This is a genomic window from Spirillospora sp. NPDC047279, assembly GCF_040643285.1.
Taxonomy (GTDB): Bacteria; Actinomycetota; Actinomycetes; order Streptosporangiales; family Streptosporangiaceae; genus Spirillospora.
In genome coordinates this window covers 315204-333912 of record NZ_JBEYUA010000010.1, presented here as the reverse complement: position 1 = coordinate 333912, position 18709 = coordinate 315204, and the positions used below count along the sequence as shown (strand labels likewise).

The following is an 18709-nucleotide window of genomic DNA, read 5'->3' as shown; positions in this document are numbered from 1 at the left end:
GCTTTCTAGGTGAGGAACTAGAAAGCCATAGATTCTTGTGAGGAGAGGTCTCGATGCAGGCTTATATGAGCTTCTAGCATTGACGCTAGAGAGCGGTATATGCGTGTAGCGGGTCGTCGGGCTAGGCGGGCTGGGCTCTCAGGAACTTGCCGAAGTGGGGCACGGTGAACGCCACCAGGCCGCGTTCGGCGCTGTAGATGAGGCCCTTCTTGATGAGACCGTCGCGGGCCGGCGAGAGGCTGGACGGCTTGCGCCCGAGCTCGTCGGCCACGGCGGAGGTGGGCACGGGTTCGTCGCCGAGGACGGCCATCGCGCGCATGTAGTCGCGTTCGGCCGGGGTGGCGCGGTCGTAGCGGCTGCCGAAGAACCCGACGGCCAGCTCGCTCTCGGCCTCGGGGGCGGCGACCTTGATGTCGTCGGCGGTGATCGGGGTGTCGGGCGCGACGTCCCACACGACCTTCGCGTACGCCTGGACGAAGTAGGGGTAGCCGTCGGCCGCGCCGTAGAGGGCGTCGAGGGCCTCTTCGGTGAAGGTGACCTCTTCGCGCCGGGCCGGGGCCAGCAGGGCGAAGTCGGCGGACTCGCGGTCGAGCCGGTCGATGCGGGCGTAGCGGAAGAGGCGCTCGGAGTAGGACTTGCTCGCCGACAACACGGCGGGCAGGTGCGGCAGGCCGGCGCCGACCACGATCAGCGGGCCGCCGTTCTGCGAGAGCTCGTGGCAGGCGGCGCAGAGCGCGGAGACGTCATCGGCCGGGATGTCCTGCATCTCGTCCACGAACAGCGCGATGCCGACGCCGACGTCGGTGGCGACGGACGCGGCGTCCACGAAGAGCTCGGTGAGGTCGATCTCCAGGTCGCCGGAGTCGGCGCGGCCGCGGGTGGCGGGGACGTCGATGCCGGGCTGCCAGCGGTGCGCGCGGGCCTTGCCCTTGCCCGCGGGCTCCTCGCCGGCCTGCGCGAACGCCTTGAGCACGCCGAGGAACTCCTCGATGCGGTCGGGCGCGCGGTGCCGCGGGGCCAGCTCGCGGATCGCCATGTGCAGGGCGGACGCGACCGGGCGGCGGATCGACTGGTCGGGCCGGGCCTCGATCTTGCCGGTGCCCCACAGGCGCTGGATCGCCATCGAGCGGAACGCGTTGAGCAGCACCGTCTTGCCGACGCCGCGCAGCCCGGTGATGATCATGCTGCGTTCGGGGCGGCCGCGGGCCACCCGTTCGAGCACGACCTCGAACTGCTGGAGCTCACGATCACGGCCGGCCAGCTCCGGAGGGCGCTGCCCGGCCCCGGGGGCGTAGGGATTGCGCACGGGGTCCACGGTCTCGGACTCTATGAGGCGATATAGCTGTGGCCGTAGATTTGCGTAGAAACTCGTACGGCGTGTCGCGTTCGGTCGCACCGGCCTGCAGCGCGTGGCGCCGTCCGCGGCGAGGCCCCCGTGCCTCTCGACGTCGCGGTGACCAGTGCCGGTCGCCGCGGATACCGTCGCCTCCATGCCGCCTCCCCAGGCGAGCGTTCGAATCAGTCGAATTTTTGTTCGACTGTTCGAACACACTAGCGCATGAGATCGCGACGCGTCACGCGGGTCTCGCTAATACGTTCGAAGACGTTACCTGCCGCGGAGGAACGCGGCGGACCGGCGGCACCGAGCCTCTGGCGCCACCGGCCCACCGCGGGTCAGGAACCGTCCGCGGCGGCCAGGCCGCGCTTGAACGCCGAGGCCACCTCGACGAGCCGGGTCGCCTGGAACTCCATCGCGGCCAGCTCGACGTCGCCGGGCGGGATCTCGCCGTTGGCCGAGACGTGGCTGGTGCCGTACGGGTTGCCCATCTGGAACTGGATCGGGTCGGCGTAGCCGGGCGGGACGATGATCGAGCCCCAGTGGTAGAAGGTGTTGTTGAGCGCGAGGATCGTCGACTCCTGGCCGCCGTGCGGCGTGGCCGAGGCGGTGAACGACGACGCCACCTTGTTGACCAGGCGGCCCTCGCCCCAGAGCGGTCCGGTCGTGTCGAGGAACTGCTTCAGCTGCGCCGCCGGCATGCCGTACCGGGTGGGCGCGCCCAGCAGGAACGCGTCGGCCCAGTCGAGGTCGTCCAGGGTCGCCTCGACGACGTGCTGGGTGGCGGCGGCGTTGTCCGACCAGCCCTGGTTCGAGGCGATCGCCTCCTCCGGGGCCAGCTCCTTGACCTTGCGCAGCCGGACCTCGGCACCGGCCTTCTCGGCCGCCGTGGCGGCGGCCTTGGCCAGCCGGAAGATCGTTCCGGTGGCCGAGTAGTAGATGACGGAGACCTTGAGCGGAGTGTCGAAGGCCATGGCTCCCCCTTGAGCAGCTGTGTCGGTTGTCCGTCCCCCGGCCGCGGGCAGGCTCGCGCCCGACCGTGGCCAGGGGGATCGTCGGATCCGCGGGTCCGTCCGGGGCGGGCCCGGTCAGCCGAGCGACTCGTCCGCGGCGGAGAGGTGCGGAACCTTCTCAGCCGGGATCGTTCCCATCCGTCCGGCCTGGAAGTCCTCGAACGCCTGAATGATCTCGTCCCGGGTGTTCATGACGAACGGGCCGTACCGCGCGATCGGCTCGCGGATCGGCAGACCCCCGAGCACGAGGATCTCCCAGCCGTTCTTGCTGGCCGGCGGCTGGCTCTCGGCCGCCTGGACGACCAGGCCGTCCGCGTCCCCCTTGTGGTGCGAGCCGCCGAAGACGGCCAGCTGCCCGTCGCCGACCGCGGTCTGCTCGACGCCGGCGGTCCCGCGTCCGGAGAGCGAGTAGACCAGCGCGTTGAACTCCCGCGGCCAGGGCAGCGTGAGCCGCGCGCCGGGCGCGACGGTCGCGTGCAGGTACGTGATCGGCGTGTAGGTGGAGCCGGGGCCGTCGTGGCCCGCGACCGAGCCGGCGATCACCCGGACGAGCGAGGCGCCGTCGTCGGCGGCCAGCAGCTTGACGTCGCGCGCCTCGATGTCCTGGTAGCGCGGCTTCACCCACTTCTGGGCGCGCGGCAGGTTGACCCACAGCTGCACGCCGTGGAACAGCCCGCCCCGGGTGACGAGCTCGGGCGGCGGCTGCTCGATGTGCTGGATCCCGGCGCCGGCGGTCATCCACTGCGTGGCGCCGTCGGTGATCAGGCCACCGCCGCCGGTGGTGTCCTGGTGGGCGAACGTGCCGTCGATCATGTACGTCACGGTCTCGAAGCCGCGGTGCGGGTGCCAGGGCGTGCCCTTGGCCTCGCCCGGCGCGTACTCGACCTCGCCCATCTGGTCCAGGAGCAGGAACGGGTCGGCGAGGGAGAGGTCGACGCCCGGGAAGGGGCGCCGCACCTGGAAGCCCTCGCCCTCCAGATGACGCTGGGCGGTGACGACCTTGGCGACGCGCCGCCAGCCCGTGGTCTCCTCGGGCAGGCGCGGCAGGCGGGGCAGGGTCAGGGGATCGGCCATCACGGCGGGCATCTCGTCTCCTCCTCTAGGGCCGGATCTGATGCCGGTGGAACCTAGTTGAAAGATAAACTATTCCCTCGCACGGAGATTCGTTCCGCGCCTGGTAGATCCCACGTTAACACGATTGGTTGAATCTTCAACATGTGCTCTATACTTCCGGTCATGAGCGAACCACGCTGGCTCGATGCCGATCAACAGCGAGACTGGCGGGCGTTCGTGGACGGCAGCGTCCGGCTGACCGAGCTCCTCGACCGTGACCTCAAGTCCAAGCACGGTCTGTCGGTGTCGGAGTACGAGATCCTGGTACGGCTGTCCGAAGCCCCCGAGCGCCGCCTGCGCATGGCTGAGCTGGCCGAACACGCAAGCCAGTCGCGCAGCCGCCTGTCCCACACGTGCAGCCGCCTGGAGTCCAAGGGCCTGGTGTTCCGCGGCGGATGCCCCAACGACAAGCGGGGCGTCTACGCGCACCTGACCGACGAGGGGTTCGCCGCCCTCGACCGCGCCGCCCGCGACCATGTCGAGACCGTCCGCGACTTCTTCGTCGACGTGATCGACCCGTCCGACCTGGCCGCCATCGGCCGTGCCTTCACCGCCGTCAACAAGCGGATCGCCGAAGCCGGCTGACCGGGGTCAGAGGCTCAGCCCGGTGAGGAAGCCCACGGAGATCAGGGTCAGGAAGACCCAGGCCAGCATCATGCCCATGCCGAACGGGCGCCAGTTGCCGCCGACCTTCCAGATCAGCAGGCTGCCGAGCCCGAAGGCGAGCACCAGCAACGTCACCATCTGCGGCAGCAGGCTCGGGCGCCGGCTCATCATCAGCGGCGCCCACATCATGATCGCGTCCACGAAAACGAACGTGCCGAAGCCCGCGCCGACGAACGACAGGAAACGCCCGCCGGGGATCCGGACCCTGTCCAGGGGCACGCTGATGAGCGGAGTCGAGGCCGTCGCGTCCTCGACCTCGACTCTCGAGGCCACCGAGAAGATCTCGTCCTCGAGACTCGGGAGTTCGTCGGGTTGGGCCATGCCGGCTCCCTCAGCCCGGGGGACATGCCCGGGAACCATGCCCGGTGGGGGGTCGGTGAAACTACGTGGCCCATCCGCCCCCGTCCCCTGTCGACGGATGTGCTCACAGACGCACCGTAGCGAACCCGAGGTCCAACACGAAGGCGGGCGGGCGTGCGATCCTGCTGAAATGCCAGGCAGAAGGCTCTTGCACTCCGCAGCGTTCATGGCCGCCTTCGTCTCCGTGACGGCGGGGACGACCGGATGCGGCAACGGTTCCGAATCCGGGTCGGGCTCCTCCGCCTCGGCCACGCCGCCCACGGCCTCGGGGTCCGCCCCGGCCACGACGTCCGCGGCGCCCTCGGCGAGCGAGACGGCGCAGCGGTTCCGCTCCCAGATCAAGCGGGTCACGGCAGCGGACCTGAAGTACTCGTGGCGCTCGGGCTGCCCGGTGAGCCCGTCCGGCCTGCGGATGATCGAGATGTCGTACTGGGGCATGGACGGCAAGCACCACGACGGCGGCAAGCTCGTCGTCAACGCCAAGGCCGCGAACGACCTGGTCGGCGTCTTCCGGACGTTGTACGACAAGCGCTATCCGATCCGGCGCATGGAGCCGGTGGACGTCTACAAGGGCAGCGACTTCGACTCGATCGAGGCCGACAACACCTCGGCGTTCAACTGCCGCAACGCGACGGGCTCGGGGAACTGGTCGCAACACGCGTACGGGCTCGCGGTGGACGTCAACCCCTGCGAGAACCCTTACGTCACCGCGAGCGGCTCGGTCGCCCACAAGGACTGCGTCAAGTACAGGAACCGTGACAACCGCGACCCGGGAGTCATCCACCGGCGCGACAAGGTGGTCCGGGCGTTCGCCTCGATCGGCTGGGGCTGGGGCGGCGAGTGGAGCGGCACCAAGGACTACCAGCACTTCTCGAGCAGCGGCCGCTGAGGCGCGCCCGCCGGCGGGGTTCCACGCGCCCGGTTGCGTGGCCGGCGGGCCTGAGCGTCAGTACGTCAGCCGAGTGCGACGAAGGCGATCACCAGGATCGCGACGAGGGCCACCACGGCGCCGATGCCGATGATGAAACCGAGGCTCGGGCCGCCCGACGACTTCTCGGGCTGTCCCTGCTGTTGGAAACGCTGGAACTGCTGGGTCGTTCCAGCCGGATCTTGCGGGTTCTGAGACATGGTCCGACAGGGTAACGGATGGTTTAGGCGATTTTCATGACTGATGGCGTTATCAGCCTGCCGCTTCCGTCGTCGTCTCGGCGACCAGCTCGTCCCCTCCCGGAGACGCCTCGAGCCGCACCGTGACCGACGACAGCTCCCCCAGCCGCCTCAGGTGTGTTCCTCCGCACGGGATCTCGACGACCGCCTCGGGAAGCTCGCACCGCCACAGGCGCCGGGCGGTCAGCTCCGGTGACGGGACGACGACGCGGACCGCCGCGTCCGCGGCCACCCACCGCCGCAGCGTCCCGTTGATCTCATCGGTGATCTCGGGCAGCCCGGCGGTCAGGCCTTCGGCGGTGAAGCCCTTCTTCCGGAGCGACTTGCCGATCCGGTAGACGTCCCGGCTCCCGCCCGGCACGATCCGCGACGAGGTGATCGCCAGCGCGTCGAAGTCGGGGTGGCCGAGCCCGTCCACCCGGACGCCGTCCTTGCGCCAGCGCGACGCCAGCGCCGCGTTCAGCGCCAGGGCCATCAGATGGCACGCGGTGTGGCCCGCCGAGAGCGCCCGGCGGCGGCCTTCGTCGACCGTCAGCCCGGCCTCTTCACCGTCCGGCACCCGGCGTTCGACCACGTGGACGACCAGCCACTCCCAGCCCTCGTCGCCCCGCCGCGCCGGAATGTCGGGCCCGAGCAGCAACGACCCCGCCCCGCCGGGGCGGGTCTCGACCGCGCCGGGGCGGGTCTCGACCGCGCCGGTCATGCAGTCGACGACGCGCTGCTCCATGTCGTCCACACGGAGCAGGCCGGTGTCGGCGGGCTGGTCGGGCCAGGTGTGGTCGAGCGGGTGGAACGGAGTCTCCGCCGTGACGACGCCGAAGCCGCCGCCGCTCAGCGGCACCACGGCGGTCACTCTCGACCGGCCCGTCACGGCCCCGGCCGGGAACGTCACGTGAGTCGATCCCCCGATGCCCCTCACGTTCACCGACGGTATCAGCCCGGATACGGAGCGCCCCCGGCGGCGTGGTGCCGACGGGGGCGGACGCCCTGCGGAGAGTGTGGGATTCGAACCCACGACGACTGTCCCCAGCCGTGGTCGCTTTCAAGGCGACTGCACTAGTCCACTATGCGAACTCTCCTGGCCGCAGACCACGATAGCGGTCGGGAACCGGTGGCATCGACTTCATCAGCGTGGACGGCGTCACCGCAGGGCAGCGGTCCGGCTAACGCGTCCTGACCTGGGCGGCGGCCGCGAGAATCAGGGCCGGGTCGTCGACCGGCGGATGGATCAGGCCCAGGATCGTCCGCCGTCGTCATCCCGGCCTCCGTCTCAGGTCGTCGGGACCTGGTAGCCGGGGATCGACGGCCAGCGCACCGTCATCACCACCGACTCCTCCTCCGCGCACCACGAATGGTCGACGCCGCGTTCCCACACCACGTAGTCACCCTGCCTGGACAGCACCACGTCGCCCTCAGGAAATTCCATCCGGAACCGTCCGCTGATGAGGACGAGCAGCGCCGTCCGCTTCTCGCCCCTGGCCCACTGGGCCCGGCGCTCCCCCTTCGGGTGCACGCCCCACTTGATCTCGACGTCGTCGCTGTGCCGTAGGTCGCCTTCGGGCTTGAAGTGCCCGAGCAGCCAGCCATGGTCCGCCGCGGCGTCGGCCGCGGCCCTTCCCGCGTACACCCCGTCCATCACGAGCGCAGACGCTAGCCCATCCGGCGGTGGGCGTCCGCCATGGGGTGCGGGGCGCGGCGCGCTCCGCGGGTGACCAGGCGCAGCAGCCACGTCTGGACGATCCCGCAGCCGATCGTGATCGCGTAGAAGGCGAACGGCCCGGGGACCTCACCGACGCGGGCCTCCACGAACTCCAGCCCCTGCAGCCCGGCGAACGACAGCGGCAGGGTCACCAGGATGAGCCAGACCCCGGCGAAGCTCGGATCGCCGGAGTCGTTGAAGAGGTCGTCGGCGACGACGAACAGGGCCGCGGCGACCACCAGCGCCGCGTACGCCGCGGGGACGATGATGCCGAACCAGCCGGTCGAACGTACGGCGGCGGCCGCGGAGAGGCGTCTGAACATGCCTCTCATGATTCTCGCCCACGCCGCGCCTCGCCTGAGTACGCGTACTCAGGCGAGGATGCGCGTTTCACCCGTCCGCGCGGCGGCGGCTCACTCGTCCGGGCGCTGGAAGGCGAAACCGTCGCCGACCACGGCGGCCAGGTTGAGGTAGGCCTCGCGGGTGCCCGGAGCGAGCTGCTCCAGATCGACCTCGGCGCCCTCCTCGAGGTGGTCGTCGTAGGGGATCCGCACGACGGCGCGGCAGCGGCTCTCGAAGTGCGCCTGGAGTTTGTCGAGGTCGACCTGGCTGCGGGTGCGGTTGCGGACCATCGACAACACGACCACGCCGTTGCGGACGAGGTGGCCGTGGTCGTGCGCCTCCAGCCAGTCGAGCGTCGCGCTCGCCGACCGCGCGCCGTCGACCGACGGCGAGCTGACGAGGACGAGCTGGTCGGCCAGCGCCAAAACGCCCGCCATCGCCGAGTGCAGCAGGCCGGTGCCGCAGTCGGTGATGCAGATCGAGTAGTACTGCTCCAGGACGACCGCGACCGCGGAGTAGTCCTCGGCGCTGAACGCCTCGCTGACCGCCGGGTCGCGGTCGGACGCCAGCACCTCCAGGCGCGCCTCGTTCTGCGAGGTGAACGCGCGCACGTCGGCGTAGCGGCTGATCTTGTCGCGGTTGTTGAGCAGGTCGCGGACGGTCGCCGCCGTCTCCAGCTTGACCTTGTCGGAGAGCGTGCCGCGGTCCGGGTTGGCGTCGACCGCGATCACCCGGTCACCGCGGATGGACGACAACATCGCACCCAGGCCGGTCGTCGTGGTGGTCTTGCCCACGCCGCCCTTGAGCGACATGACCGCGACGCGGTGGTGGCCGCCGGCCACGTTGGTGCGCGCCCGCGCCACCAGGTCCTTGCGGCGCAGCTCGGCCTGCGACTCACCGGGGTGGATGTTGCCCGCGGTGGCCTTGTAGACGGCGCGGCGCCAGCCCTGCGAGGGCGCGATGCGCTTTTCGCCGAGCAGGTTTTCCGAGCTCAGGCTCTCGGGGCCCTGCGGCTCCTGCTGCTGCGGGTAGCCGTGCGGGGACTGCGGGCCGTAGCCGGGCGGCGGGCCCTGGGGCGGGCCGTACGGCTGGCCGGGATGCGGATAACCGGGCGGCGGACCCTGCACGTACCCCTCGGCGGGCGGACCCTGCGGGTAGCCCTCCGGACCGGCACCCGGATACCCCTCCGGACCGACTCCCGGATACCCCTCCGGACCGGCACCGGGGTATCCCTCGGGACCCGCACCGGGATAGCCCTCAGGACCAGCGCCCAGGTAACCAGGCGCACCGGGAGCACCTGGCGCTCCAGGGGCTCCGGGGGCGCCCGGGGCGTAGCCGGGCATCGGGTTGTAGGGCGCCATGCCGGGAGCGCCGCCCTCACCGGGCGGCGGGCCCGGCGGCTGCGGGGGCTGGGGCTGGGGCGGCTGCTGCGCGTCGGCGCCCGGGTAGGCGTACGGGGGCTGCTGCGGTTGCTGCTGCTGCGGGTCCGGAGCGCCGAACTGCTCCGGCGGGTAGGGAGAGACCTGGTCGTGCGGGGGACCGGGCGGCGCGCCAGCGCCCTCGGGGAGCGGCGGGGCTCCCGGACCGTCGAACGGCGGTTGAGGAGGCCCGCCGTCAAAGGTCGGCGGGGGAGGAACGGACGCACCGTCGAAGGTCGGCGGCGGAGGCACCGGCGCACCCTCGAAGGGCGGCTGACCGGCGTCGTAAGGCGGCTGCGGTCCCGGCTGCTGCGGCCCCGGCTGCTGAGCGCCGGGCCCACCCCCGTACGGGCCCTGCGGTCCGGGCCCGCCCTCATAGGGGCCCTGCGGCCCCGGGCCAACCTCGTACAGGCCTTGCGGGCCGGGGCTGCCACCATCGTAGGGAGCCTGCGAGCCGGTGCCACCCTCGTACGGAGGCTGCGGGCCCGGGCCGCCTTCATAGGGACCTTGCGGGCCGGGGCCACCCTCGTACGAGGGCTGCGGGCCGGGGCCGCCCTCGTAGGGAGGCTGCGGCGCGCCCTCGTAAGGCGGCATCTGGGACGGATCGTGCTGCGGGAGCCCACCGTAGGGAGGGGGCAGCATGCCACCGTCGAACGGCTGCGGCATGGGGCTGCCGTCATAGGGCGGCGGCGCGGGGAGCTCGCCGTAGGGCGGGTAACCCGGAGGCGGCGGGGGCATCCCCGCGGGCTCGCCGCCGGGCGGACCAGGCGGACCAGGCGGGCCGGGCTGACCGAGCGGCGGAGGCGCCTGGGCGAAACCGCCCTGGCCGGAAGGATCCTGGTAGGGCGGAGGCGCCGCCAGCCAAGGGTTGAGCTCCTCGTCCGAGGGTGCCGGGGTGTGCGGCTTCGGCGGGGGCTGCGTCGTCTCCAGGCCCCCCGTGTCGGAGTCGGCGTCCGGCCCCGAAGGCCCTGTCGGCCCGGGAGACCCGGTACCCGGCCCGGAATCCGACGAGGCGGGCTCGGACGGCGAAGGCTGGGACGAACGCTTGACGACCGTGGTGGGGGTGGGCTCGTCCTCATCGGAATCGGAAGAGGGCGGCACGGCGGCAGTCGGACCTGTGGCCTCACTGTTCATGGCGTCCAGGGAGGCCAGGCGCTCTTCCAGCGAGCGCCCTTCCTGATCGTTCTTTGCCACCGAATATCTCCCCTCGGCCATGCCCTTGCCAGATCATTTAGCGGAGTTGGTCGGCAATAGCCTCACGGCAGGATACCCGTGGTCCAATACCACGCATCCCCGGACGTACGGCCGTTTCCCCCCTGTTCGCCATCCATCCTCGCCTGTCGCGGTCACCACCGACCCCACCCTCCCCGGTAGCGTGAACGGTATGCACGCGATCGTGATCCGTGAGCCCGGAGAACCCGACGTCCTGGAGTGGACGGAGGTTCCCGACCCGCAGCCCGCGGCAGGCGAGATCCTCATCGACGTGGCGGCGAGCGCGGTCAACCGCGCCGACGTCATGCAGCGCATGGGCTTCTATCCGCCGCCGTCCGGCGCGTCCGAGTACCCCGGCCTGGAGGCTTCCGGCCGTATCTCGGCCCTCGGCGAGGGCGTCACCGGCTGGCGGGTCGGCGACGAGGTCTGCGCCCTGCTGGCGGGCGGCGGCTACGCCGAACGGGTGGCCGTCCCGGCAGGGCAGGTGCTGCCCGTGCCGAAGGGCGTGAGCCTGGTGGAGGCCGCCGCGCTGCCCGAGGTCGTGTGCACGGTGTGGTCGAACGTCTTCATGCTGGGCGGGCTCGGCGCGGGAGAGACGTTCCTGGTGCACGGGGGCGGCAGCGGCATCGGCACGATGGCGATCCAGCTCGCCCGCGCCAACGGCGCCACCGTGGCGTGCACCGTGGGCAGCGCGGAGAAGGCCGCCCGGGTCCGCGAGCTCGGCGCCGAGATCGTCGTCAACTACCGGGACGAGGACTTCGTCGCGTCCGGCCCGTTCGACGTGATCCTCGACAACATGGGCGCCAAGTACCTCGCGCGCAACGTCGAGGCCCTCGCCCCGGACGGCCGGCTGATGGTCATCGGGCTGCAGGGCGGCACCAGGGCCGAGCTCGACATGGGCGCCCTCCTCGGCAAACGTGCCAGGATCCACGGCACCGGGCTGCGTTCCCGTCCGTTGGACCAGAAGAGCGAGATCGTGGCCGCCGTGCGCGAGCACGTGTGGCCGCTGATCGAGTCGGGGGACGTGCGGCCGGTGGTGGATCGCACGCTGCCGGTGGCCGAGGCGGCGGAGGCCCATCGCGTCCTGGAGAGCAGCGGCCACATCGGCAAGATTCTGCTGACCATGTGACACTGGAGACATCATGAACGAGCCTTCGAACAACCAGTCTGAGCAGGAACCTCAGGTCCTCGTGGTCGGCCCGAACGGCATCGCGCTGGAGGGCCCGGGCGGGGACGACAACGACGAAAAGTCGATCACCGACATGGTGGAGCAGCCCGCCAAGGTGATGCGGATCGGCGGCATGATCCGGCAGTTGCTGGAGGAGGTGAAGGCCGCTCCCCTGGACGAGGCCAGCCGTGCCCGGCTGCGCGAGATCCACAAGTCGTCGATAAAGGAGCTCGAGGACGGCCTGGCGCCGGAGCTGGTCGAGGAGCTGGAGCGCCTCTCCCTGCCGTTCACCGAGGGCACCGTCCCGAGCGAGTCGGAGCTGCGCATCGCCCAGGCCCAGCTGGTCGGCTGGCTCGAGGGGCTCTTCCACGGCATCCAGACCACGCTGTTCGCCCAGCAGATGGCGGCCCGCGCGCAGCTGGAGCAGATGCGCCGCGCCCTGCCGGCCGGCATGGTCCCGCCCGAGGCCGGCGGCGAGCAGAACCCGCGCCACACCGGCCCCTACCTGTAGACCGGGGCGCTTACCTGTAGGCCGGGGGCCTACCTGTAGACGGGGAAGAGGCCTTCCAGCACTTGGGCGACGCCGTCGTCGTCGTTGCGCGCCGTGGTGCGGGTGACGGCGGCGATGACGTCCGGGTGGGCGTTGGCGACGCCGTACGAGGTGCCGGCCCAGGTGAGCATCGGCAGGTCGTTGGGCATGTCGCCGAAGGCCACGACCTCGGCGGCGGTGATCTGGTGCTCGGCGCACAACTCGGCGAGCGCGCTGGCCTTGGTGACGCCCTGGGCGCTCATCTCCAGCAGCCCGCGCCCGGACGAGTGGGTGACGGTCACCAGGTCGCCGACCGCCTTCTCGGCCTTCTCGGCCAGGTGGTCGGGGTCGGCGCTGGGATGGAACGCCAGGAGCTTGGTGCCGCCGCGGCTGACCAGCGTCTCGCCGTCGACGGGCCGGCCGCCGAGCGCCTCGGCGTCCCAGCGGCCCAAGTTGTAGCGTGCCTCGAAGACGAAGCCGGTGGGGTATTCGACCGCGAAGCGGAACTCGGGGACGGCGGCCCGCAGCCGCTCGACCGCCTTGGCGATCACGTCGGGCTCGATCATGTGCGCGCGGACGACGGACTCGGTGTGCAGGTCGTAGATCACCGCGCCGTTCGCGCAGATGGCGATGCCATGGTGGTCCACCGCGTTCGCGATCTCGTGCATCCAGCGCGGCGGGCGTCCGGTGACCATGACGAACATCGCCCCGGCTCGCTCGACCCGCGCGAGGGCGGCCACGGTGCGCGCCGAGATCGTGCCGTCGGAGCGCACGATCGTGCCGTCGAGATCCGTGGCGACCAGGCGCGGCGGGGTGGGATCGGACATGACACCTACCAGTCTCGCCGCATACTGATCATCCCCGCATCCCCTCGGCGGAAATCGTCCGCAGCGACAACCCACCCTAGGCGATCGCCCCATGGTTCTCATCCGGCTCGTTCTTCGCTCCCGCGCGGTGGCCAGGGCCGACGCCGAACGCCGGACTTCGCGGAAATGGCACTGAAAAGGCGCGAACGGCGAACGCCCCGCGATCCCTCTCCCGGGGCGCGGGGCGTTCGTCGTTTCAGGCTCAGCGCTTGACGGGCTCCAGGACCTCCAGGCCCAGGTAACGCTGCAGGCCCTTGGGCACCCGCACCGACCCGTCGGCCTGCTGGTGGTTCTCCAGGATGGCGACGATCCACCGGGTCGTGGCCAGCGTGCCGTTGAGCGTCGCGACCGGCTGCGTCCTGCCGTTGCCGTCGCGGTGCCGGACGGCCAGCCGCCGCGCCTGGAACTCGGTGCAGTTGGACGTCGAGGTGACCTCGCGGTAGGCCTCCTGCGTCGGGACCCAGGCCTCGCAGTCGTACTTGCGGGCCGCGCTCGAACCCAGGTCGCCCGCCGCCACGTCGATCACCCGGTAGGGCAGCTCGACCTTGGCGAGCATCTCCTTCTCCCACTCGAGCAGGCGCAGGTGCTCCTCGTGCGCGTCCGCCGGGTCGCAGTAGGAGAACATCTCGACCTTGTCGAACTGGTGCACGCGGATGATGCCGCGGGTGTCCTTGCCGTACGAGCCGGCCTCGCGCCGGAAGCAGGACGACCAGCCGACGTAGCGCCGCGGCAGCTCATCGATGATCTCGTTCATGTGGTAGGCGGCCAGCGGCACCTCGGAGGTGCCCACCAGGTAGAGGTCGTCCTGCGGCAGCTGGTAGACCTCCGCCGCGTGCGCGCCCAGGAACCCGGTGCCCTCCATCGCGTCGGGCTTGACCAGCACCGGCGGGTACATCGGCACGAACCCCGACTCGATCGCCTGGTCCATCGCCATGTTGAGCAGCGCCAGCTGGAGCCGCGCGCCCACCCCGGTGAGGTAGTAGAAGCGCGCGCCCGACACCTTGGCGCCGCGTTCCATGTCGATCGCGCCGAGCCCCTCGCCCAGCGCCAGGTGGTCCTTGGGCTCGAAGTCGAACGTCGGGACGGCGCCCACGTGCTCGATCGTGACGAAGTCCTGCTCGCCACCGGCCGGGGCGTCGTCCTCGATGACGTTGGGCACGACCCGCAGCACCGAGTCGAGCTCGGCCGCGAGCCGGTCGGCCTCCGACTCGGCCTCCTTGACCTGCTGGGCCAGCTCCTTGGCGCGGGCCAGCAGCGCCTGCCGCTCGTCGCCCTGCGCCTTGGAGACGGACTTGCCGAAACTCTTCTGCTCCGCGCGCAGCGACTCGAACCTGGTCAGCGCGGAACGGCGCCGCTCGTCCAGGTCGAGCAGCGTGCCGACGACGGTCTCATCCTCGCCGCGGGCGCGCTGGGACGCGCGCAGCCGCTCGGGATCCTCTCGAAGAGCTCGCAGGTCAATCACAACCCCGAGGCTACCGCTGCGGACCCCCCGTCCGCGCGCGACTATCGGCCAATCGGAGATCATCGCGGCTCCGCCCGGCGGCCCCGATCGGGGATCATCGGAGCATGGACCTGGACGACCTCGCGCTCGCCCGCATGCTCGCCGACCACGCCGACGAGATCACGATGAGCCGGTTCCAGCGGTCCGACCTGGCCGTCCACGCCAAGCCGGACCGTTCGCTCGTCACCGAGGCCGACACCGCGGCCGAGGCGGAGCTGCGCCGGCTGATCGCCGCCCACCGTCCGGGCGACGCCGTCCTGGGCGAGGAGGAGGGCGGCGAGACGTCAGCGGCCGGTCAGCGCTGGATCCTGGACCCGCTCGACCACACCGGCAACTTCGTGCGGGGCGTCCCGGTGTGGGCGACGCTCATCGCCCTCGAACAGGACGGCGAGATCACCGTCGGCGTGGTCTCGGCGCCCGCGATGGGACGCCGCTGGTGGGCCGCCCGCGGCCGCGGCGCCCACACGGCCTCCGGTGACGGCGCCCCGCGCCGCATCACCGTGTCGGAGATCGACGACCTCGCCGAGGCGCACGTCACGTACGCCTCGCTGGACCGCTGGGAGAGGCGCGGCCTGGTCGGCGCGATCACCGGCATCGTCCGGACGGCGCGCTTCGACTGGGGATCGGGCGGCTTCTGGGGCCACATGCTCGTCGCCGAAGGCCGGATGGACGCGTCGCTCGACCCGTGGGGCGAGGTGTGGGACCTGGCCGCGCCCAAGGTGATCGTCGAGGAGGCCGGCGGCCGCCTCACCGACCTGTCGGGGGAGGCCCGCATCGACCGCGACTGCGCCATCGTCACCAACGCCCGCCTGCACGCCCAGATCCTGACCCGCCTCGCCACCTAGCCTTCGGGCCGCTGCGCGGCGAGCCGATGCTCACCGCGTCCCGGACGCCAGCAGCGCGAACGCGGGCAGCCTGACCGTCCCGTCCCCCGCCGCGTACCGGCCGATGATCTCGTCGTACCGTGCCTTCACCTCGGCGACGACCTCCGGGCCCTGCCGCGCGAGGATCACCCCGTTGGAGCCGACCCTGGCCAGCGCTCCCGACTCCCACCACTCCTCCGGGTCGGCGGCGTGCTCCCAGGTGACCTCCTCCACCCCCGCGTCCTCGAACCCGGCCGCCGCGACGAGCCGCCCGAACGCCGCCGGCTCCCCGTACTCCATGAACGGCGACACCGGGACGTCGTCCGGCCACGCGACACCGGCCTCGTCCATCGCCTCCCGCACGATGCCCAGCGCGCCGCTCCCCGGCATCCGCCAGCAGGTCACCGCGAGCCGTCCGCCCGGCCTGAGCACCCGCCGCAACTCCTCGAGCGCCACCTCGGGCTCCCCCACGTGATTGATCACGAAGTTGCCCACGACCCCGTCGAACGTCCCGTCCGCGAACGGCACGCCGGGCAGCACCGCGACCCTGGCGTCCAGCCCCGGCACGTTACGCCGAGCCGTCTCGACCATGCCCGGCTCCGCGTCGATCGCCGACACCTCGGCACCCCGCGACACCGCCCCCGCCGCCACGAATCCCGGCCCCGTCCCCACGTCCAGCACCCGGGAACCGGCCCCAACCCCCGCCGCATCCAGCAGCGGATCGACGGTGTACCTGGTCAGCTGTGCGAAACCGCGCTCGTACGCCGGCGCACGCCCATCCCAGAGGTCCCGCTCGTACGCGTCGAAGTCCTTCATGCGCAGCAGGCTACGGCTCGACAACAACGATCACCCGGGTGCACCATCGGTCGGATGTGGCGAGCCCTGATCGAACGACACCACCCCGAGGCGTCCCTCAACGCCCCCGCCTCCGAGGACGCGCTCCGCCGGGCCGGACGTTCGCTCGGCCACCCGCTCCCGGCCGACCTGGCCCGCCTCCTCGGCGAGAGCGACGGCGTCACCGACGACTACGGCAACCACCTGGTGATGCCGGTCGAGGAGCTCGTCGCCCGCAACCGCGAGCACCGCACCGACGAGTCGTTCAAGCGGCTCTACATGTCGTTCGACCAGCTGCTCTTCTTCTCCGACGCGCCCGGCGACGGCAGCCTCTTCGCGTTCGCCGTCGTCCCCGAGGACCGCCCCGACGTCTTCCTCTGGGAGCACGAGACCGACAGCCGCCGGTGGGCCGCCCCGTCCCTGACCGCCTTCCTCGAACGGGGCCCCGACGGCCTCGACCTCATCTAACGCACGTCGACGTAGTCCGTCGGAAGGTCCGACGTCAGGTACGTGGCCCCGCCCCAGTACCGAGCCCCCCACGTCCCGTCACGCGAAGCCTTGAACCCCTTCTTGAACCACCCGCCGCCGTCCGTCTTCACCACGGCCATCCGCGTCCACGTAGAGGACCCGCTAGGCCTGAAGTACAGCGACACCGAAGCCCCCGGCCCCGGCTTCCACCCGCCCATGTACCGGTTGAGCTTCCCGCCGACGGTGACCGTGGCCCCCTTCTTCACCGGCTCCGGCGAAGCGTTGAACGACGTGAACGCCGTCCGGTACCGCACGTCCACATAGTCGGAGCCGCTGTACGACGCGTCATCACCGGTGATGTCGGACATGTTGCCGGAGGGGCCCCCGTAGAAGGCTCGCCAGTATCCGTCTTGGGCGGCGGTGGCCGTCAGGGCGAAGCGGCCCTGCACGTCGGTCCAGCCGTACGTGGGGACGGACCAGTTGCGGCCGTTGGTGGAGAACATCACGGTGACGTTGCCCCTGGCGACGAACGCGCGGGAGCTGGTCGCCCTCGGCCTGAGGACCTGACCGCGAACGGTGACCTTGCTGCCCGCTCCGACCGGCTCAGGGCCCGCGTCGAAGCCCTTGACGACCGTTGGTTGGAGCACATGGCGGAACGAGGTGATCTCAGCCGCGTACGCGTAGCCCGGTTCGTAGACCGACGTGTGATCACGGCGGTAGTTGAACCTGGCCTCCCACTGACCGCTGCTGGGGACGGTGACCTGGACGGCGTAGCGGCCGTCGGCGGCGCTGCGGGTGGTGGCGACCAGCCACTCGTTGGGGTCCCTCCTGTCCCGCGCCGCTTCGGTGTCGTTGAAGTAGATCTCGACGGGCCGGTTCGGGAGCGGATGCCACGTTCCGTCACCGGCCTGGGTCTCGAGACGGCCTGAGATGGTGGCCTTGTCCCCCACCAGACGGGCGGGCACCGAGTCCGTCACGGTGATTCGGGTGAGCTGAACGGGCTCGGCCAGCGCCTGGCCTGCGGGCAGCGTCGCGAAGGCGACGATGAGCGTCGCCGAGGCAGCCAGGAGTTTGCGCACAGGTCCTCCGTACTTGATCAGTACGGAGAAGACGTTCTTCGTGGGCAGGGCGTTTACCGGTGGCGGGCCGAAAATGATCACGGTTCGGTCAGCGGGGTGACCGGGGCGGTCTAGGGTTCGGCGTGGCCGGCTCGGATGGCGGAGAGCCAGGCGGAGGCCTCGGTGAAGTCGGCGTCGTGGGTGCCACGGCGGATCTCCGGGCGGACCTGGTCGGCGCGGCGGTAGGAGCCGAGGAAGCGCACGTCGGCGACGACGCGGCGCAGGCCCATCAGGGCCTCGCCGACGCGGGCGTCCTCCACGTGGCCCTCGAAGTCCATCCAGAAGAGGTAGGAGCCCAGGCCGGCGCCGGTCGGGCGGGACTGGATGAGGGTCAGGTTGATGCCGCGCATCGCGAACTCGTTGAGGATCTCCAGCAGGGCGCCGGGGTGGTCCTCTCCTATGAAGGCGGCCACCGTGGTGCGGTCGGTGCCGGTGGGCGCGGACGGCGCGCAGGGGCGGCGAATCTCGACGAAGCGGGTGACGGCGTCGGCGACGTCGTGGATGTCCTCGGCGAGGATCGACAGGCCGTAGCGGGCGGCGGCGAACGAGCCGGCGAGGGCGGCGTCGTAGTGGCCGTCGGCGACGTGCTGGGCGGCCTCGGCGTTGGAGGTCGCGGCCCGCCACTCGGCGTCGGGCACGTGCTCGGCGAGCCAGTGGCGGCACTGCGGCTGAGCGTGCGGGTGCGAGGCGACCGTCTTGATGCCGGCGAAGTCGGTGCCGGGACGCACGAGCAGGGCGAACGAGACCGGCAGGTGGATCTCGGAGACGATCTGCAGCGGGTCGCCCATGGCGAGCTCGTCGAGGGTGGTCGGGACCGAGCCCTCGACGGAGTTCTCCAGGGCGACGACGGCGGAGTCGACGTCGTGGCGGCGCAGCGCGTCGAGGGCCGCGGGCACGGTGGCGTAGGGGACGTGCTCGGCGCCGGCCGCGTCCGGGAGGGAGCGCAGCGCGGCCTCCGTGAAGGTGCCCTGGGGCCCGAGGTACGCGTATCGCATAGACGTCTACTCCTCCGCCGGTGTGACGCACCGGCGGGTGT

General features: G+C 71.3%; 20 protein-coding genes and 1 tRNA gene. 6 read left to right on the top strand and 15 right to left on the bottom strand.

Annotated elements, in window-relative coordinates; genetic code table 11:
• Positions 1 to 121: 121 nt before the first annotated feature.
• The 3 genes from ABZ810_RS26800 to ABZ810_RS26790 all read right to left on the bottom strand — a co-directional run bounded on the left by ABZ810_RS26800 (position 122) and on the right by ABZ810_RS26790 (position 3435).
• The gene (locus ABZ810_RS26800; RefSeq protein WP_358407729.1) at positions 122 to 1315 is read right to left on the bottom strand and encodes an ATP-binding protein; all 1194 of its coding nucleotides are present in this window, start codon (positions 1313 to 1315) and stop codon (positions 122 to 124) included.
• 359 nt (positions 1316 to 1674) lie between these two features.
• Positions 1675 to 2310: an NAD(P)H:quinone oxidoreductase gene (gene wrbA, locus ABZ810_RS26795; RefSeq protein ID WP_358407727.1), complete on the bottom strand. Its 636-nt coding sequence runs from the start codon at positions 2308 to 2310 to the stop codon at positions 1675 to 1677.
• A 114-nt stretch (positions 2311 to 2424) separates the two neighbouring features.
• Entirely contained in the window at positions 2425 to 3435 is a 1011-nt protein-coding gene (locus ABZ810_RS26790; RefSeq protein WP_358407724.1) for a pirin family protein, read from the bottom strand.
• A gap of 150 nt (positions 3436 to 3585) precedes the next feature.
• Between ABZ810_RS26790 and ABZ810_RS26785 the strand changes: the two genes are divergently transcribed.
• Positions 3586 to 4047: a MarR family transcriptional regulator gene (locus tag ABZ810_RS26785; RefSeq protein ID WP_358407722.1), complete on the top strand. Its 462-nt coding sequence runs from the start codon at positions 3586 to 3588 to the stop codon at positions 4045 to 4047.
• A gap of 6 nt (positions 4048 to 4053) precedes the next feature.
• Here the strand turns inward: ABZ810_RS26785 and ABZ810_RS26780 are convergent, their stop codons facing one another.
• Positions 4054 to 4449: a hypothetical protein gene (locus tag ABZ810_RS26780; protein ID WP_358407720.1), complete on the bottom strand. Its 396-nt coding sequence runs from the start codon at positions 4447 to 4449 to the stop codon at positions 4054 to 4056.
• A 187-nt stretch (positions 4450 to 4636) separates the two neighbouring features.
• On the opposite strand from ABZ810_RS26780, the gene ABZ810_RS26775 reads away from it, so the two are divergent.
• Positions 4637 to 5377, top strand: coding sequence for a M15 family metallopeptidase (locus ABZ810_RS26775; protein ID WP_358407717.1), 741 nt, complete (start codon positions 4637 to 4639; stop codon positions 5375 to 5377).
• A 65-nt stretch (positions 5378 to 5442) separates the two neighbouring features.
• On the opposite strand, the gene ABZ810_RS26770 is transcribed toward ABZ810_RS26775, so the two are convergent.
• The 6 genes from ABZ810_RS26770 to ABZ810_RS26745 all read right to left on the bottom strand — a co-directional run bounded on the left by ABZ810_RS26770 (position 5443) and on the right by ABZ810_RS26745 (position 9852).
• Positions 5443 to 5616 carry a hypothetical protein gene (locus ABZ810_RS26770; RefSeq protein ID WP_358407715.1) on the bottom strand — a complete coding sequence of 58 codons (174 nt, stop codon included), beginning with the start codon at positions 5614 to 5616 and terminating at the stop codon, positions 5443 to 5445.
• Between the two features lie 52 nt (positions 5617 to 5668).
• Complete coding sequence (locus ABZ810_RS26765) at positions 5669 to 6499, bottom strand: metal-dependent hydrolase (protein ID WP_358407712.1); 831 nt, start codon at positions 6497 to 6499, stop codon at positions 5669 to 5671.
• Between the two features lie 146 nt (positions 6500 to 6645).
• A tRNA-Ser gene (locus tag ABZ810_RS26760) sits at positions 6646 to 6734 on the bottom strand.
• Between the two features lie 191 nt (positions 6735 to 6925).
• Positions 6926 to 7291, bottom strand: a complete 366-nt coding sequence (locus ABZ810_RS26755; protein ID WP_358407861.1) for a signal peptidase I — start codon at positions 7289 to 7291, stop codon at positions 6926 to 6928.
• Between the two features lie 14 nt (positions 7292 to 7305).
• Positions 7306 to 7677 carry a hypothetical protein gene (locus tag ABZ810_RS26750; protein WP_358407710.1) on the bottom strand — a complete coding sequence of 124 codons (372 nt, stop codon included), beginning with the start codon at positions 7675 to 7677 and terminating at the stop codon, positions 7306 to 7308.
• 90 nt (positions 7678 to 7767) lie between these two features.
• Positions 7768 to 9852 carry an AAA family ATPase gene (locus ABZ810_RS26745; RefSeq protein WP_358407708.1) on the bottom strand — a complete coding sequence of 695 codons (2085 nt, stop codon included), beginning with the start codon at positions 9850 to 9852 and terminating at the stop codon, positions 7768 to 7770.
• A 646-nt stretch (positions 9853 to 10498) separates the two neighbouring features.
• Between ABZ810_RS26745 and ABZ810_RS26740 the strand changes: the two genes are divergently transcribed.
• Both ABZ810_RS26740 and ABZ810_RS26735 read left to right on the top strand, forming a co-directional pair.
• On the top strand, positions 10499 to 11455 hold the full coding sequence (locus ABZ810_RS26740) for an NAD(P)H-quinone oxidoreductase (RefSeq protein ID WP_358407707.1): 957 nt from the start codon (positions 10499 to 10501) through the stop codon (positions 11453 to 11455).
• A gap of 13 nt (positions 11456 to 11468) precedes the next feature.
• On the top strand, positions 11469 to 12005 hold the full coding sequence (locus ABZ810_RS26735; RefSeq protein WP_358407705.1) for a bacterial proteasome activator family protein: 537 nt from the start codon (positions 11469 to 11471) through the stop codon (positions 12003 to 12005).
• Between the two features lie 29 nt (positions 12006 to 12034).
• Here the strand turns inward: ABZ810_RS26735 and ABZ810_RS26730 are convergent, their stop codons facing one another.
• Positions 12035 to 12850 carry a Cof-type HAD-IIB family hydrolase gene (locus ABZ810_RS26730; RefSeq protein WP_358407703.1) on the bottom strand — a complete coding sequence of 272 codons (816 nt, stop codon included), beginning with the start codon at positions 12848 to 12850 and terminating at the stop codon, positions 12035 to 12037.
• Positions 12851 to 13091: 241 nt separating this feature from the next.
• Positions 13092 to 14351 (bottom strand): serine--tRNA ligase, encoded by a 1260-nt coding sequence (gene serS, locus ABZ810_RS26725; protein ID WP_358407701.1) that lies wholly within the window; start codon positions 14349 to 14351, stop codon positions 13092 to 13094.
• Between the two features lie 104 nt (positions 14352 to 14455).
• On the opposite strand from serS, the gene ABZ810_RS26720 reads away from it, so the two are divergent.
• Positions 14456 to 15235 (top strand): inositol monophosphatase family protein, encoded by a 780-nt coding sequence (locus tag ABZ810_RS26720; RefSeq protein ID WP_358407699.1) that lies wholly within the window; start codon positions 14456 to 14458, stop codon positions 15233 to 15235.
• 30 nt (positions 15236 to 15265) lie between these two features.
• On the opposite strand, the gene ABZ810_RS26715 is transcribed toward ABZ810_RS26720, so the two are convergent.
• Positions 15266 to 16069 carry a class I SAM-dependent methyltransferase gene (locus tag ABZ810_RS26715; RefSeq protein WP_358407696.1) on the bottom strand — a complete coding sequence of 268 codons (804 nt, stop codon included), beginning with the start codon at positions 16067 to 16069 and terminating at the stop codon, positions 15266 to 15268.
• A 54-nt stretch (positions 16070 to 16123) separates the two neighbouring features.
• Between ABZ810_RS26715 and ABZ810_RS26710 the strand changes: the two genes are divergently transcribed.
• Complete coding sequence (locus ABZ810_RS26710; protein ID WP_358407694.1) at positions 16124 to 16555, top strand: SMI1/KNR4 family protein; 432 nt, start codon at positions 16124 to 16126, stop codon at positions 16553 to 16555.
• Here the strand turns inward: ABZ810_RS26710 and ABZ810_RS26705 are convergent.
• Both ABZ810_RS26705 and pheA read right to left on the bottom strand, forming a co-directional pair.
• Positions 16552 to 17634: a hypothetical protein gene (locus tag ABZ810_RS26705; RefSeq protein WP_358407693.1), complete on the bottom strand. Its 1083-nt coding sequence runs from the start codon at positions 17632 to 17634 to the stop codon at positions 16552 to 16554. The two genes, ABZ810_RS26710 and ABZ810_RS26705, sit on opposite strands and share 4 nt — an antisense overlap.
• Positions 17635 to 17744: 110 nt before the next feature.
• Entirely contained in the window at positions 17745 to 18668 is a 924-nt protein-coding gene (pheA, locus tag ABZ810_RS26700) for a prephenate dehydratase (protein ID WP_358407691.1), read from the bottom strand.
• Between the last annotated feature and the right edge of the window lie 41 nt (positions 18669 to 18709).